General features: G+C 61.2%; 12 protein-coding genes and 1 pseudogene. 6 read left to right on the plus strand and 7 right to left on the minus strand.

Going from position 1 to position 15,332, the window contains the following annotated elements; translation table 11 throughout:
* Positions 1-365 precede the first annotated feature (365 nt).
* The 4 genes and pseudogenes from GWQ29_RS17695 to GWQ29_RS17710 all read left to right on the plus strand — a co-directional run.
* Positions 366-2,012 carry an NAD(P)-binding protein gene (locus tag GWQ29_RS17695; RefSeq protein ID WP_275919967.1) on the plus strand — a complete coding sequence of 549 codons (1,647 nt, stop codon included), beginning with the start codon at positions 366-368 and terminating at the stop codon, positions 2,010-2,012.
* Positions 2,009-5,584, plus strand: a complete 3,576-nt coding sequence (gene nifJ / locus GWQ29_RS17700) for a pyruvate:ferredoxin (flavodoxin) oxidoreductase (RefSeq protein WP_275919968.1) — start codon at positions 2,009-2,011, stop codon at positions 5,582-5,584. Before GWQ29_RS17695 ends, nifJ begins: the two co-directional genes overlap by 4 nt.
* A 238-nt stretch (positions 5,585-5,822) precedes the next feature.
* Positions 5,823-6,629: a hypothetical protein gene (locus tag GWQ29_RS17705; RefSeq protein WP_275919969.1), complete on the plus strand. Its 807-nt coding sequence runs from the start codon at positions 5,823-5,825 to the stop codon at positions 6,627-6,629.
* A gap of 246 nt (positions 6,630-6,875) precedes the next feature.
* Positions 6,876-7,175 (plus strand): annotated as a pseudogene (locus GWQ29_RS17710) (NAD(P)-binding domain-containing protein); the annotation flags it as partial.
* 103 nt (positions 7,176-7,278) lie between these two features.
* On the opposite strand, the gene GWQ29_RS17715 reads toward GWQ29_RS17710, so the two are convergent.
* The 6 genes from GWQ29_RS17715 to GWQ29_RS17740 all read right to left on the minus strand — a co-directional run bounded on the left by GWQ29_RS17715 (position 7,279) and on the right by GWQ29_RS17740 (position 12,609).
* Positions 7,279-7,494 carry a DUF465 domain-containing protein gene (locus GWQ29_RS17715; protein ID WP_005313020.1) on the minus strand — a complete coding sequence of 72 codons (216 nt, stop codon included), beginning with the start codon at positions 7,492-7,494 and terminating at the stop codon, positions 7,279-7,281.
* 285 nt (positions 7,495-7,779) lie between these two features.
* On the minus strand, positions 7,780-8,370 hold the full coding sequence (locus tag GWQ29_RS17720; RefSeq protein ID WP_265422429.1) for a hypothetical protein: 591 nt from the start codon (positions 8,368-8,370) through the stop codon (positions 7,780-7,782).
* Positions 8,371-8,381: 11 nt separating this feature from the next.
* Complete coding sequence (locus GWQ29_RS17725) at positions 8,382-9,728, minus strand: MATE family efflux transporter (RefSeq protein ID WP_169046452.1); 1,347 nt, start codon at positions 9,726-9,728, stop codon at positions 8,382-8,384.
* A gap of 146 nt (positions 9,729-9,874) precedes the next feature.
* A complete protein-coding gene (locus tag GWQ29_RS17730) occupies positions 9,875-11,698 on the minus strand; it encodes a SulP family inorganic anion transporter (RefSeq protein ID WP_275919970.1) in 1,824 nt (607 codons plus the stop codon).
* Positions 11,699-11,768: 70 nt separating this feature from the next.
* Positions 11,769-12,362, minus strand: coding sequence for a nucleotidyltransferase family protein (locus tag GWQ29_RS17735; protein WP_275919971.1), 594 nt, complete (start codon positions 12,360-12,362; stop codon positions 11,769-11,771).
* Positions 12,352-12,609, minus strand: a complete 258-nt coding sequence (locus tag GWQ29_RS17740; RefSeq protein WP_005313036.1) for a GNAT family N-acetyltransferase — start codon at positions 12,607-12,609, stop codon at positions 12,352-12,354. The genes GWQ29_RS17735 and GWQ29_RS17740 overlap by 11 nt, the downstream gene beginning before the upstream one ends.
* A 134-nt stretch (positions 12,610-12,743) precedes the next feature.
* On the opposite strand from GWQ29_RS17740, the gene cysM reads away from it, so the two are divergent.
* Together cysM and GWQ29_RS17750 are read left to right on the plus strand one after the other, a co-directional pair.
* The gene (gene cysM, locus GWQ29_RS17745; protein ID WP_275919972.1) at positions 12,744-13,658 is read left to right on the plus strand and encodes a cysteine synthase CysM; all 915 of its coding nucleotides are present in this window, start codon (positions 12,744-12,746) and stop codon (positions 13,656-13,658) included.
* Between the two features lie 168 nt (positions 13,659-13,826).
* Positions 13,827-14,108, plus strand: a complete 282-nt coding sequence (locus tag GWQ29_RS17750; protein ID WP_059112574.1) for a hypothetical protein — start codon at positions 13,827-13,829, stop codon at positions 14,106-14,108.
* 34 nt (positions 14,109-14,142) lie between these two features.
* Here GWQ29_RS17750 and GWQ29_RS17755 read toward each other — a convergent pair whose 3' ends face one another.
* Positions 14,143-15,327 carry an iron-containing alcohol dehydrogenase gene (locus GWQ29_RS17755; protein WP_111589136.1) on the minus strand — a complete coding sequence of 395 codons (1,185 nt, stop codon included), beginning with the start codon at positions 15,325-15,327 and terminating at the stop codon, positions 14,143-14,145.
* Positions 15,328-15,332 lie beyond the last annotated feature (5 nt).

A 15,332-nucleotide genomic window follows, 5' to 3' on the forward strand; every position in this document is an offset into this window, starting at 1 on the left:
GCAGATGAAGAGGAGGCAAGATAACGGTTCCCACCCCGTGCAGCAATCCTTGCATGGTTGCCGCCCTGTGCCGCCCTCATATGGCAATCCGGCGCTGACCGCCTCGGTTGGATAAGCCGGTCAACGCCATCCTGTGTGCAATTGGGCAAGATGTTACAGGGGTCACGTTCCGGGCTCCAGACCCCATAAAGTGCAACATTTTTTGATCCTGATCCGCCATTCAGTACACAAATCAGTCCATTATCGAGTCAGCTTCCAGTTTCTAACGCTTTCGCTTCTTCCCCCTCCGGCCACCGTCTGCCCAGGCAAAACGGTATCAAGCGCCATCGGATGGGGCCTGTCACACAAAAAGAAGAAAGCAATGTATGAGCAAACAACTGGATATGACCCCACAGCCGGATCTCTCCCAGAAAACGGGAACAGGCCCGGTCCGTACTCGGCTACCCGTTTGGCGGCCGGCCCTGCCACCTTGCAACCATGCCTGCCCGGCTGGCGAGAACATCCAGGCCTGGCTTGCCCTGGCCGAAGCGGGCCGCTTTGAGGCGGCCTGGCAACGACTGATCGAAGAAAATCCCCTGCCTGCAGTCCACGGGCGGGTCTGTTATCACCCCTGCGAAACGGCCTGCAACCGTGCCCAGGTGGATGATGCCGTCTCCATTCACGCCATCGAACGCTTCCTCGGCGACGAGGCGCTGGCCCGTGGCTGGCAGCCTGCGCCGCCCGCGCCCGCCAGCGGCAAGAAGGTGCTGGTGATCGGTGCCGGCCCCTCCGGCCTTTCTTGTGCCTGGCACCTCAACCGGCTCGGCCATCAGGTAGAGATCCGCGAGGCGGGCCCGCTCGCCGGCGGCATGCTGCGCTTCGGCATTCCCGCCTACCGCCTGCCCCGCGACATGCTGGATCGGGAGGTGGCCCGCATCGTCGCTGCCGGTGTCACCCTTACCCTCAACCACAAGGTGGAAGACGTGCTCAAGGCGCGTGACGAAGGGGGCTTTGACGCCGTCTTCATGGCCATCGGTGCCCATCTGGCCAAGCGGGTCGACATTCCGGCCCGCGAAGCGGGCAAGATCCTCGATGCGGTGAGCTTCCTCGAGCAGGCGAGCCTGGCCGAGGAGCAGGGCTTGCCGCCACCCAAACTGGGACGACGGGTGGCCATCTATGGCGGCGGCAACACCGCCATGGACGCGGCCCGCACCGCTCGCCGCCTCGGGGTCGAGGAGGCGATGATCATCTACCGCCGCGACCGGGATCATATGCCGGCCCACGCCTTCGAGGCCCTTGAGGCCGAGGAGGAGGGGATCAAGATCAACTGGCTGCGCAGCATTCGCCAGCTCGACAACACCAGCATCGAGGTGGAGGTGATGGCGCTGGATGAGCAGGGCAAGCCTGTGCCCACCGGCCAGTTCGAAACACTCGAAGCAGACTCCCTCATTCTGGCGCTCGGTCAGGAGGTGGACTTGAGCGTGCTGGAGAGCATTCCCGGCGTGCGGGTCAGCCAGGAGGGGGTGGTGCAGGTGGCGGACAATCTCATGACAGACGTGCCCAGGCTGTTTGCCGGCGGCGACATGGTGCCCTCGGAGCGCACAGTCACCATAGCCACCGGCCACGGCAAGAAGGCGGCGCGCCACATGGATGCCTGGCTGCGCGGTCGCCACTACCATAAACCGCTCTCCTACCCGCTGGTGGGGCCTGAGCAGCTGCAGCTCTGGTTCCAGACCCATGCGCCCGCCAGCAGTCAGCCGGTCAAACCGGCGTGGGCGCGGGACGACTTTGGCGAGATCATAGGTGGGCTGGACGAGACGGCGGCCCGCTACGAGGCGGCGCGCTGCTACTCCTGCGGCAACTGCTTCGAGTGCGACGGCTGTTATGGCAGCTGCCCCGAGCAGGCCATCGAGAAGCTGGGGCTGGGCCACGGCTATCGGCTGGATGCGGATCGTTGCACCGGCTGCGGTGCCTGCCACGATCAATGCCCCTGCCACGCCATCGAGTTGCGCCAACCGGAGGAGTCCCAATGAAACATGAATTGATCATGGTCGACGGCAACGAAGCCGCGGCCCGGGTGGCGTACCAGCTGAGCGAAGTGTGCGCCATCTATCCCATCACCCCCTCCTCGACCATGGCGGAGCTGGCTGACGCCTGGGCGGATGAAGGGCAGACCAACCTCTGGGGCAACATCCCCACAGTCGTGGAGATGCAGAGCGAAGGAGGGGCGGCCGGGACTGTGCACGGCGCCCTGCAGGCGGGGGCGCTCGCCACCACCTTCACCGCCAGTCAGGGGCTGATGCTGATGCTGCCCAACATGTACAAGATCGCCGGGGAATTGACCGCTGCCGTGTTCCATGTGGCGGCCCGATCGCTGGCGGCCCAGGGGCTCTCGATTTTTGGCGACCATCAGGACGTGATGGCGGCGCGCAGCACCGGCTTTGCCATGCTCGCCTCCGGCTCTGTGCAGGAGGCGCAGGACTTGGCCTTGGTTGCCCACAGCGTCACCCTGCAGTGCCGGGTGCCCTTCATCCACTTCTTCGACGGCTTTCGCACCTCTCACGAGGTGAACAAGATCACGGCCCTGCATAGGGACGAGATCCGTGCCCTCATCGACAACGACTGGGTGCGGGCCCACCGCGCCCGGGCGCTCAACCCGGATCACCCCGTGATGCGCGGCACGGCCCAGAACCCCGATACCTATTTCCAGTCCCGCGAGAGCGTCAACCCCTTCTACGAGGCTGTGCCTGCCCGGGTGCAGCAGTGCATGGACAAGTTGGGATCCCTTACCGGTCGCCACTACCGGCTGGTGGAGTACCACGGTGCCCCGGATGCCACTGACGTCATCTTGCTGATGGGGTCGGGAGCGGCCACCGTCCGCACCACGGTCGACTGGCTCAACCGGCAGGATCGCAAGACAGGGGTGCTGGTGGTGCGCCTCTATCGCCCCTTCCCGGTACAGGCGCTGCTCGATGCGTTGCCCGCGAGCGTGCGGCGCATCGCCGTGCTGGATCGCACCAAGGAGCCGGGGGCGGGCGGCGAGCCGCTGCTGCTGGATGTGCAGAGTGCCCTTATCGACGGCTTGCAACGCGGCCTTATCAAGCGGCTGCCCTGGCTCAGTGGCGGCCGTTACGGCCTCTCTTCCAAAGAGTTCACCCCCGCCATGTGCGCGGCCGTGTTCGAGGAGCTGGCATCCGATGCGCCGCGCCCGCGCTTTACCGTGGGGATTGTCGATGACGTGTCGGGCCTCAGTCTGGCCTGGCACCCCATCGGCGATCTGGAGCCCGCCAGCCGGGTGCGGGCGCTCTTCTTCGGCCTCGGTGCCGACGGCACTGTGGGCGCCAACAAGAACAGCATCAAGATCATCGGTGAGCTGGAGGGCTTCCACGCCCAGGGCTACTTCGTCTACGACTCCAAGAAGTCGGGCTCGCGCACCGTCTCCCACCTGCGCTTTGGCCCCGAGCCCATCGATGCCCCCTGGCTTATCGAGCAGGCGAGCTTTATCGGCTGCCACCAGTGGGGCTTTGTCGAGTCGGTGGATCTGCTGGAACACGCCGCCGAAGGGGCGACCCTGCTGCTCAATGCCCCCTATGAGGCGGACAAGGTGTGGGGCCAGCTGCCCGAGCGGTTGCGCGCCCGTATTCGCGCCCTCAATATCCAGCTCTACTGCATCGACGGGGATCGGGTGGCCGAGCAAAACGGCATGGGCAATCGCATCAACACCATCATGCAGACCTGCTTCTTCGCGCTGGCCGGAGTCTTGCCGCGGGATGAGGCGATTGCGCTGATCAAGGAGAGCATCGAGAAGAGCTATGCCCGCAAGGGGCCCGAGGTGGTGGCGCGCAACTTCGCCGCGGTGGACGATACCCTTGCTCACTTGAGCAAGGTGGCGATCCCGGCCGGTGACGAGCAGATCAGCGACTATCCGCTGCCACTGGCGCCGGGCGGCAGCGAGTTTGTCCAGCGGGTCACAGGCGAGATGTTGGCGGGGCGCGGCGATCTGATCCCTGTCTCCATGCTACCGGTGGATGGCACTTACCCCACGGCCACCAGCCGCTTCGAGAAGCGGGATATCGCCCGCGAGATCCCGATCTGGCACTCCGATATCTGCATCCAGTGCGGCAACTGTGTCTTTGTTTGCCCCCACGCGGCGCTGCGGGCCAAGTTCTACCATCAGGACTGGCTGGCGACCGCCCCCGAGGCAGCGCAGTCGGTGCCCGTCACTGCCAAGGGCTTCCCCGACAGCCGCTATACCTTGCAGCTCTATCCGGAGGATTGCACCGGCTGCGGCCAGTGCGTGCAGGCCTGTCCGGTGCGGGCAGGAGCAGATGAGGAACACGAGGGCGAGCGCGCCATCACCATGATGGACAAGGCGCCGCATCTGGCTGGCCAGAAGCAGGCGCTGCGCTGGTTCGAGAGCCTACCCTGGCCTGCCCGCGAGCGGGTGGATTTCTCCACGGTGCGCGGTGCCCAGTTCCTCGAACCCCTGTTCGAGTTCTCCGGTGCCTGCGCCGGCTGTGGCGAGACCCCGTACCTCAAGCTGCTGACCCAGCTGTTTGGCGATCGTATGCTGGTTGCCAACGCCACCGGCTGCTCCTCCATTTATGGCGGCAACCTGCCGACCACCCCCTGGGCCAAGAACGGCGAAGGGAAGGGGCCGGCCTGGTCCAACTCCCTGTTTGAGGACAACGCCGAGTTTGGCTTTGGTTTTCGTCTCACCGCCGATCAGCATCACGGTCAGGCGGTGGCGGCCCTCGAAGCGATGAAGGGGGAGTTGGGTGAGGCATTGGTCGAGTCGCTTATCAACGCCCCGCAGCGGCTGGAGTCGGAGATCCGCGCCCAGCGCACCCGAGTGGCGCAAGTGCGCGAGCGGCTGGAGGAGGTGAAATCCGGCAAGGCCCGCGAGCTGCTGTCACTCATCGATCAGCTGGTGCGCCGTTCGGTCTGGATCATCGGCGGCGATGGCTGGGCCTATGACATCGGCTCGGCGGGGCTCGATCATGTGCTCGCCTCCGGGCGCGATGTGAACGTGCTGGTGATGGATACCGAGGTCTACTCCAACACCGGCGGCCAGATGTCGAAATCGACCCCGCTCGGCGCCGTCGCCAAGTTCGCGGCGGGGGGCAAGACGCTGGCCAAGAAGGATGTGGCGCTGCAAGCCATCTCCTACGGCAACGTCTATGTTGCCCGCATCGCCTTTGGTGCCAACCCGCAACAGGCGCTGCAAGCGTTGCGTGAAGCCGAGGCCTATCCGGGCCCGTCGCTTATCATCGCCTACAGCCACTGCATCGCCCACGGCATTGACATGGAGTTTGGCCTGACCCAGCAAAAACGGGCCGTGGCCTCCGGTCACTGGCCGCTGATGCGCTACAACCCGGTATTGCGCAGTGCGGGGCAGAACCCCTTCAGTCTCGACAGCCTGCGTCCCTCCATTCCCCTTGCTGAATATCGGCAGGAGGAGACCCGTTATCGGGTGCTGGCCCAGAGCCATCCGGAGGAGGCAGAGCGGCTGATGCAGGTAGCGCAAAAAGTGGCGTGGCAGAAGTGGGCCACCTACGAGGAGATGGCCACCCGTGAGGCCAGCCATTTCCATCCGCCGGTGTGAGGATAGGTGTGAGTGAAATATAACCAAGCGGGCCATTGGCCCGCTTTTTATACCGGGCGACAATTGGATGTCACTCCTCACTATCTGATAGCAACAACAGGCGTTGTGTTGGTGAAATCAAAAATGATGTGTTGATATGTTAGAGGAAGCTGGGCAGGATATATTCAGAAAAAACAGGCCATTACATTAATTCTTTAACTTAAAACCGGAAAGCTTAACATTATCACGCAAGGTAAAAATGGAACATTTATTAGAAGATAAGAATATATCGTTGGCACATGACGTGATATTACCCAATGGGCAGTTGGCTGAAGGGGGAAGTAAGATTACGATTCTATCCTCTCAAGGTTGCTTTAATGGCTACAATATGCGAGTTCCACCTCCAGAGTTTGAAGCTCTTATGTTTTTCAATTCTCTTGATGCGGCTGTAAAAGCAGAAATATTAAAGAAAGGTATTAAAGTACAAAAATCAAATTTTGACAAAATTCCTGAAGTGGACTCTTCGGGAGAAAATATGAAATTATTTTTCGCAATGTGTCAGCAAGCAATGGCTGCTATCACATTTTCAATCGGAGCTATAGAGTCATGGGTTAACAAGTCATTTATTTTATACGGAACAGAAAATGGCAAGGTTTCACAACTGAAACTAGAGCGACCTGGCAAGCCGGATAGAATTATTGCAGCTGACAAAATTGCATCTGATCTATCAATACCTATTAGGCCAAAAATTTTCCAACTCGCTCCACAGATCTTCAATGTCCAGCCTCTTAAAACTCATAGCACTTTAAGAAATGCTGTTGCCGATATTGTAGATGAGAGAAATATTGTAATGCATATGCAATCTAGCTTGTCCATAAATAATATGGAGTTAGATAGGGTTAGTTATGCCGTAAAACTATACAAGATTAGTGCTTTAAATGGGCCGGAGCAGGTTTTAAAATACTTAAACTATATCTATCAAAATTCGGCAATATCTTCACCGTCTTGGTTGGAAATTGCAAACAATGAATTAAAGGTGGTTAGGAAAAAGCTTAAGTCATTATAACGAAACATCACAATTGCCCTTAGATAACTTAGCAGTTTTTATTGTTAAGTGACTTTGATGGAATGATAGACCTGTAAATGTATTTTTTGTCGGTTCTATTTTATTTTACGTTATGTGTTTTTACATTGCAGTTTCATTCTCAGAGGTGCCATATATTCCGTCAGTATTTCGTACCTATTGTGTTTTTCTTTTTATGTAACGGCAGGTAAGCTGCGGGGCAAATAGCGTCAAGCAGGAGAAGGGACGATGACAGAGCAACATATCGCCGGGACGATCGGCATTCTGGGGGCGGGATGGCTGGGGCTGCCGCTGGCGCGGGCCCTGCTGGCGGCAGGCAAGTCGGTGGCGGTGACGGTCAATAGCGCCGAGAAGGCGGCCCGTTTGCAGGGGGAGGGGATCAACGCCCATCCGCTGACCATCTCTGCCAACATGGGCTCTGCCGAGATGCCCGTCGCTGATAAAAAGGAGCCGTGGCCCATCCCCTGCGAATCGCTGGTTATCTGCGTACCGCCCAGCAAGACCGACAATGATCCGCAGGCGGTGTCGGCCTGATATGGCCTGCGCCGCTCCGTCGTGAGCGGGCAATAAAAAGCCCGGCTTGAGCCGGGCTGGAGGGATAAGTTGCTTATCCGGGTATTCGTCGAGGCGTCTAATGTGGATGTTGTTTGAGGATGTCGTATATCTCCTCTTTCAGTTTGAGTTTCTGTTTTTTCAGATCCTTCACCTCGGAGCTGTAGTCGCTGGCGTGATGCTTTTCCAACTTTCTAATCTCCGCATCCAGGTCGTTGTGCAAGTCAAACTTCTTCTGGAAATGGACATCACTGCTCTTCAGTTTCGAGATGAGATCTCTGTACTCTGGGAACATGTAATGAAGCCTCCTTGGTTTCGTTTGATTGTGCCTTCAAAACCAAAGTACCCCTTCCCCCCAGAGATAAATGTGATCCCGATCGAATTCGGAACCAATGATTTGCTGCATGGGGAAGATCATTTTTAACTCATTGAATCACAAGCTGATAAGTCATTCGTAAGTAAGAATTTGAGCTTCAAACTGGAATCTCGATCACAGTTGTGACGGTTTGATGACGGCGGCGGGCTGGCAAGGGGGCAGCAAAAAGGGGCGCAAGGCCCCTTTTCGTAACGGGTATGGCGTTTACTCTTTTTTCTTTTTCTTCTCGGGCAGCGGCTTGCCATCGCGGGCGATGACCTTGCCCACTTCGAAGCCTATCTGCGCCGCCAGCTCTTCCAGATCCGGCGCCTTGGCTTCGTTGCCGATGGCGTACTGGTAGTTGGCTATGGTGATCTTCTCGGCTACCGGGGTGCCCGGCACTATGGGCTCACGCCAGCCCTGCCCCACATGAGCGACGAGCATGCCGTTCATGATGAGCTCGCCGACGATTTCCTGGGTGGGGACGCCCTTGCCGTAGGTGAGACCCTGCGGGTGCTTCTTGCCGACCAGCGGCTCCGTGCTGGCAGGCATCAACTTGGTGCGGATAAGCCACTTGGGATCCTTGATTTTGCCGAGCGCTTTGCCGGTCTGGTATTCGTTGATCTTGATGGTCTTGATCATCTGGGCCATAAAATCTTTGGTCAATGCTTTCTGGGCTTCGCTCGTCTCGTCGATGGCGATGGGCGCCACATACCAGATTTTGGAGGCCTGCGCCTTGGGAGCCGCGGGCGCGGTTTGCGCCATGGCCAGCGGGCTGAGCAGGATGGCAGCCAACAAGAGTCCGATTTTCTTCATTGTGATTCCGCTTATGTTTCAACAAGAATTTTGTTTTGCCAGCGACGACTGCGCCAACGCCAGAACATGGCCAGTCCGCGCACCCACTCATCGCAGGCGAGCGCCAACCAGATGCCGACCAGTCCATAACCCTGCATGATACCAAGGAAATAGGCGAGCGGAACGGCAATCCCCCACATGGAGACGAGCGCCATGTAGAGCGGGAAACGGGCATCCCCGGTGGCACGCAGGGCGTTGATCACCACCAGATTGAAGGTGCGGCCGGGTTCGAGGATGAGGCTGATGAGAAACAGCTGTGCCACCTGGGTGATGATGTCCGGATCGTCGGTGAACAGGCTGATGATGGCGCGGCCGTTCAGGGCGGCGGCGATGGCGATCAGGGTAGTGACGATGAGGCCCAACTTGAGGCTCTTCATCAGCTGGTTATAGGCCTGTTCGAAGCGGCGCGCTCCCGCCAGATGGCCGATGATGATCTCGTTGCCAAGGCCGATGGAGAGGCCGAACAGCAGAATGAACAGGCAGATCTGGAAGAAGTAGGACTGGGTCGCCAGCGCCTTGTCACCGAGCAGGCCGACGAAGGCGGTGACCACCATGAACTGCAGCATCCAGGAGAGGTTCTCCCCCGCCGCCGGCAGGCCTATGTGCAGCACCTTGTCCAGCATGACCTTGCTGGGACGGACAATCTCGGGCAGACGCAAGCGGATGCCTGTCTTGCGCGTCACCAGCCACACCAGCAGCACTACGCCAACGATGCGACCCGCCACAGTGCTGATGGCAACCCCGGCCACCCCAAGCTGGGGCAGGCCGAACCAGCCGTAGAGCAGCAGCAGGTTGCCGACGAAGGTGATGAGGTTGACGGTCAGGGTCACGTACATGGCCTGACGGGTATGACCGTGGGCGCGCAGGGTGGCGGCCAGACAGAGCGCCGCCGCCTCCGGCAGCAGGCACAGACCTATGATCTGCAAGTAAAGGGTGGCATCGCCCATCAGGTGGGCGGGCAGGTTCATCAGGGAGAGCATGGTGCTGGCACCGGCGAGCACGCCGACCGCGGCCACCAGCCCCACCAGCAGGTTGAAGCCGATGGCGGTGTGGATGACGATGCGGGCTTTTTCCCGATCGCCAGCCCCCAGATACTGGGTGATCACCACGCTGGTGCCTATGCTGACGAAGCTGAACAGGGTGATGGCGAGATCGAACACCTGGTTGCCGACCGCCAGTGCGGCGACGCCCTGATAGGAGACGTGGCCCACCATGAAGGTGTTGAGGGCCCCGGTCAGAAAGTGCAGGGCGAGATCGATAAACAGCGGCCAGGTCAGGGAGAAAAGTGTGCCCGGGCCCGCGTGGGTTTGAGTTTGCATGGGATGTCCAAATACTGGGGATGGCCCTCGTCAGCGCCATCTGGACGGGCATTTAACACCAAGCGGGGGCGAGGCGCAATCGTGGCGGTGACCAAGCAGGGGAAGAGAGCGCGGGCCCTGCCGCCATGGGCAGGGCCCGCTCGGGATCAGGCCGGGGTGGCGCCCGCTTCTTGTTCGCTTGGCAAGGTGAGGCGCGCCGAATCGGGCAGGGCATCATCCTGGGGCCAGTGGGAGAGGATGGCGTCCGTGGTGCTCTCCACCACGGTGTCATCCTTGAACACGGGCTCGCGGTAGCAGCGGGTCATGCGCAGCGCCTGATACATGTCGGGGCAGAGGATGACACCCTCGTCGCCCACCCGGATCCCCGCCTGCTTGAGCCACTGGCTCATCTGGCCGTGGCGACCGGCCATCACCATGTGAATGCCGCGCCGTTTCAGATCCCTGTGCAGCTCCCCCACCATGCTCATCACGCTGATGTCCTGATGGGTGAAACAGGCCACCGCATCCACCACCAGGCATTTGGGATTGTGGGGATCCTGCACCAGCAGCGCCAATACCCGCCGTTTGAAGTAGGGGGCGTTGAAGTAGGTGAGCGGCGAGTTGAAGCGATAGACCAGGATGCCGGGAATGGCCTTGGCCTGTTCGTTGTCCCCCAGGGTGCGCACTACCCCTTCGTCATCCATGCCGAGCAGTTGGTCGGTGGGGCGCATCACGTTGCGCAGGAACTGGAACAGCCCCAGCAGCACCGCGAGGGTGATGCCCGGAATGACCCCCATGGCCAGCACGCTGATGAAGGTGATGAGCGCCAGCCAGAAGGCGGCGCTGTCTGAGTGGCGCAGGGCCCACAGGCCGCGAAAGTCGGTGAGGGACAAAGACGCCATCACCAGCACCACGCCGAGGGCGGCGGTGGGGATGTATTGCAGCGGCGCCGTCAGGTAGAAGGTGACCAGGGCGATGACGGCGGCGGCTATGATGGAGACCAGCTGGCTCTTGCCGCCGTTGGCGTCGTTGACCGCGGTGCGCGAATCCGCACCGCTGATGGCAAAGCCCTGAGAGGCCGCCGCCGCCAGGTTGGCCATGCCGAGGGCCCGAAACTCCTTGTCCGCATCGATCTCGTAGCCGTTCTTGGCGGCAAAGCTGCGGGCGGTCAGCATCATGGAGACGAAGCTCACCATGGCCAGGTTGAGCGCCGGCAGCACCAGTTCCCGCATCAGACCGGGGGGAAACTCCGGCATCTGGAAGGCGGGCAGGCCCGAGCCGATGGCGCCCAGGGTGGCGATGCCGAACTGGCCGAGATCGAGCGCCCACACCAGTCCCGCTGTCACCACCATGGCCACCATGGAGGAGGGCCAGGCAGGCTTGTAACGTTTGGCCAGCAGCAGGGTGAGCAAGGCGGTCAGGCTCATGGCCAGGGTCGGCAGATGGGTTTGAGTGATGTAGTAGGCCCCGCTGGCGATCCGCTCTATGAGGTAACGCTCATCGAAGGTAAATCCGAAGATCTTGGAGAGCTGCCCCACCATGATGGTGATGGCCACCCCGTTGAGCAGCCCCATCAGTATGGGACGGGAGAGAAAGTCCGCCAGCACCCCCAGCTTGAAGCGGCTGGCGATGAGGCACCAGAAGCCTGTCATGGCGGTCATTGTCATCACCAGTTGCCAGTGGCGGGTAGCATCACCGGCGGCGAGCGGGGTCACCACGGCGGCGATGACGGCGCAGGTAGCGGCATCCGGGCCGACAATGAGCTGGCGGGAGGTGCCAAACAGGGCATAGACCAGCATGGGCAGTATGCAGGAGTAGAGGCCAACCAGGGGCCCCACGCCGGCGAGTTCGGCATAGGCGATGGCCACGGGCAGCGCCACGGCCGCCACCGACAGTCCAGCGCGCACATCCGGCATCAGCCAGGCCCGCTGGTATTGCAGCAGGGCGGCGAGGCCCGGTAGCCAGCGTTCGAGAGAGAAGAAGTCGCGCATTATTTAACCCATTGAGTTACAAACAGCTTTTCCCTAGTGTGCCCAAGGTTGCCGAAACATTGCAATGCGGTTATGGCCAGTTCACTACAAGGTCAGGCCAGATGCTCAGCCAACGTTTTTCCTGGATGCGCTGCACAAACACCAGGCTCTCCTGACGACAGCGCGGATTGGCACTCACCTGCAGGGACCAGTTGTGGGCAAAACCGTAGGGGGCCAGCCACTCGAACTCCTCGTCTGGCAGCAGCCTGACCCCGATGCAGGTAGGTACCTCCACCCAGTGGCTGAGGGCTTCCAGACTGCTGACAAAGGGGGAAACCCGCTGGCGCTGGTGCATCCGGGCCTGATTGCGCACTTCCCAGCGCTGGCCGGGCAGGCGGGCCGTCAGCCACTGCTCATGTTCAGACTCTGCCAACCCTTGCGGGTCAAGGGGGTCGAGGTAGATGAGATCGATATCGTTGAGTGGGGTAGGTACGGCTTTGCCGTGCAGGTGATCCCAGATGAGGTTGCGGATAAAACCGGCCCCCAGCGCCCAGTCGGGCAGGGCCAGCTCGGCGGCGGCCTGCAAACATGCCATCCGCTGGCGATCGGCCCGCAGCAGGCGTTCTGTCTGCGCTTTCAAGTCAGCGTCGTCTAGTGCCAACGGGGCCAGCGCCTCAACCTGCATTGCGGCGCAGCCAGACGTCTATGTAGCTGCAGCTGGGCACTATGGTGAGCCCCTCGGCCTGGGTCCAGTCGTAGAAGGTGCGCGCCAGCTGATCGGCGATGCCCTGTATCCTGAGTTCTGGCGGGACAAAGGTGCTGTAGGCATCTATGGTCTTGGCATCGAGCCGGCGGTAACGCAGCCTGGACTCCTTGCCATCCACCACACAGATGAATTGTTGCTGGTTGGCCTGATGAATGATCTCGCTCATGCTTGCTCCTCGATACGGGGGATGGGGCTATCTGACCATGTTGGCAACCCTTTGCCAACTGTGCGGGCTCGCTTACACTGCGAACCCCATCGGGTGCATACCCGCTAGCCAAGGTATAGAACAGTTAACAGAGGATGGATCCCATTATGGCCTTCGCCACGCTGGAAGATCTGATTGGCAATACCCCCCTGCTGGCGCTGAGCCGCATCAATCCCTGGCCCGACGTCACCCTGCTGGTAAAGCTGGAGGGCAACAATCCTGCCGGTTCGGTCAAGGACAGGCCGGCGCTGAACCTCATCAAGAGCGCCGAAGCGAGCGGTCGCTTGCTGCCGGGAGCCCGGCTCATCGAGGCCACCTCCGGCAACACAGGCATCGCCCTTGCCATGGTGGCGGCGGCGCGAGGTTACCGGATGCGGCTCATTATGCCGCGTACCATGAGCCAGGAGCGGCGAGATGCCATGCAGGCCTATGGCGCCGAGCTGGTGCTGGTGGAGAACGGCATGGAAGAGGCGCGGGATCTGGCGCTGGCCATGGAGGCCCGCGGCGAGGGGCTGGTGCTCGATCAGTTCAACAACCCGGCCAACTCGGATGCCCACTACCAGTCGACCGGCCCCGAAATTTGGCGCCAGAGCGAGGGGGCGGTCACTCACTTCGTCTCCGCCATGGGCACCACTGGCACCATAATGGGGGTCTCCCGTTATCTGAAGGAGCAGAACCCGGCGGTGCAGGTGATAGGCCTGCAACCGGCAGAGGGGAGCCAGATCCCGGGCATTCGCCGTTGGCCTGCAGCCTATCTGCCCGCCATCTTCGAGCCACAAAGGGTCGATCGGGTGCTGGATGTGACGCAAGAGGAGGCGCTGGTCATGATGCGCCGACTGGCGCGGGAGGAGGGGATCTGCTGCGGAGTCAGCTCAGGTGGTGCCGTGGCCGGTGCCCTGCGGGTGGCGTCAGAGATCAAGCAGGGGGTGGTGGTGGCCATCATCTGTGATCGGGGGGACCGCTACCTCTCCACTGGGGTCTTCACGCCGCCAGAGCAGGTGGCCACCTAGCGTGGCGCTCGGTGCTTCCTGACACCAAGATGTTATTAATCAGTACCTTGCTGATAATTTTCTTCATGTACAACTTGTAACAATCCATCCTGTTCGCAAGTTTGAATCCCTCTCTCTCCTGTTTGACACTCGGCGCCCTCTCGTCACCGATGCAAACAGGAGCGTCACATGATCTTGCCTTCCTCTCTGAGCATTTCCCTTATTGGTTTGAGCCTGGCCCTGACAGGCTGCGCCGTCGAACCCTACGCCTACCAGTGCGGCGAAAAGCACTGCTCCGTCATCGATCACAAGGGGGAGAAACATGAGCGGCCGCAGGATGAGATGAAACCCGTCTGGGAGCGCAACCAGGAGCGGGAAGAGGCCATCCGCCGCAACAAGGAGTCCATCTGGCGCGAAAAAACGCCTGAAGAGAGCGGCAACTACGGCGCCGGTGCCACCATCCGCTGGTAACTGAGGGCCCTGCGATGCGTGGCCCTCAGCCTGATTACTCCCACGCCCGTTCCAGCAGGTCGAGCAGTTGAGCCCGGTCGGCATCCTTGCGGTTATAGAGCAGGGCGCCGTCATTGATGGCGAGATCCCGGATCTCGGGCAGCAACCCCTTGTCGGTGACGCCTGCCTCACGCAAGGTGCGCGGCAGCTTCACCGCCTGCCACAGGCTATCGCGCAGGGCGCACAGCGCCTGGATGGCCGCCTGGGCCCGTTCTGTGGCCGGGGTTGCCGCAAAGCGCTCGGCACCGACCAGGGGCAGCAGCAGGCGGGCCAGCTCAGGGTCTATGCCTGGGCGGTTGTAGTCGAGCACGGTCGGCAGGAAGAGGTTCATGCACAGACCATGGGGCAGGTGACAGCGGGCCCCCAGGCTGTGGCCGAGGGCATGCACCAACCCCACCATGGAGTTGGAAAAGGCCATCCCCGCCAGGGTGGATCCTTCCGCCAGTTGCAGCCGCAGCTGCTTGTCCTGCGGGCTTTGCAGCACCTTGGGCAAGGCGTTGGCGATTTTCTCTATCGCCATCAGGGCCAGGGCGTCGCTGACCGGATTCTTGGCATTGCCGATGAAGGCCTCGATGGCGTGGGTCATGGCATCCATGGCGGTGGCGGCCGTGATGTTGAGGGGCAAGCCCTGGGTGAGGCGCGGATCCAGCACCGCCAGCTGGGGCAGCAGGAAGGGGGAGGTGAAGGGCACTTTGCGCCCGCTCGCCTCATCCTTGATCACTGCCACCAGCGTCACCTCGGATCCCGTACCTGCCGTGGTGGGCACCACCGCCAGTGGCTGCAGGGGCCTGGTCAGACAGCCTGCACCGGCGTAATCCAGCAGCCGATCCCCGCCCATGGAGGCGAGGATGTTGACCGCCTTGGCGGTGTCGATGACGGAGCCGCCGCCCAGCGCCACCAGGCTGTCGCATTCGAGCTCCCGATAGCGGGCCGCGATCCTCTCCACCACGGCGGTGGAGGAGTCGGCCGGGATCTCGTCCCAGATGTCGGCGACCGGCAGCTCCCCCTCGGCCAGCACATTGGCCAGCAGGGTGGCGAGCCCTGTGCCGCTGACCCCCTTGTCAGTGAGCAGCAGCGGACGGCGTGCCCCCAGACCCGCCAATTCGCCAGCCAGCTGTTCCAGCGCCTGCTCGCCCGCCATCAGTTTGACCGGACAGAAGAAATCGTAATAGCGACTCATGTTGT

Source organism: Aeromonas sp. 2HA2 (assembly GCF_029237345.1).
In the GTDB taxonomy this organism is placed as follows: Bacteria; Pseudomonadota; Gammaproteobacteria; order Enterobacterales; family Aeromonadaceae; genus Aeromonas; species Aeromonas salmonicida.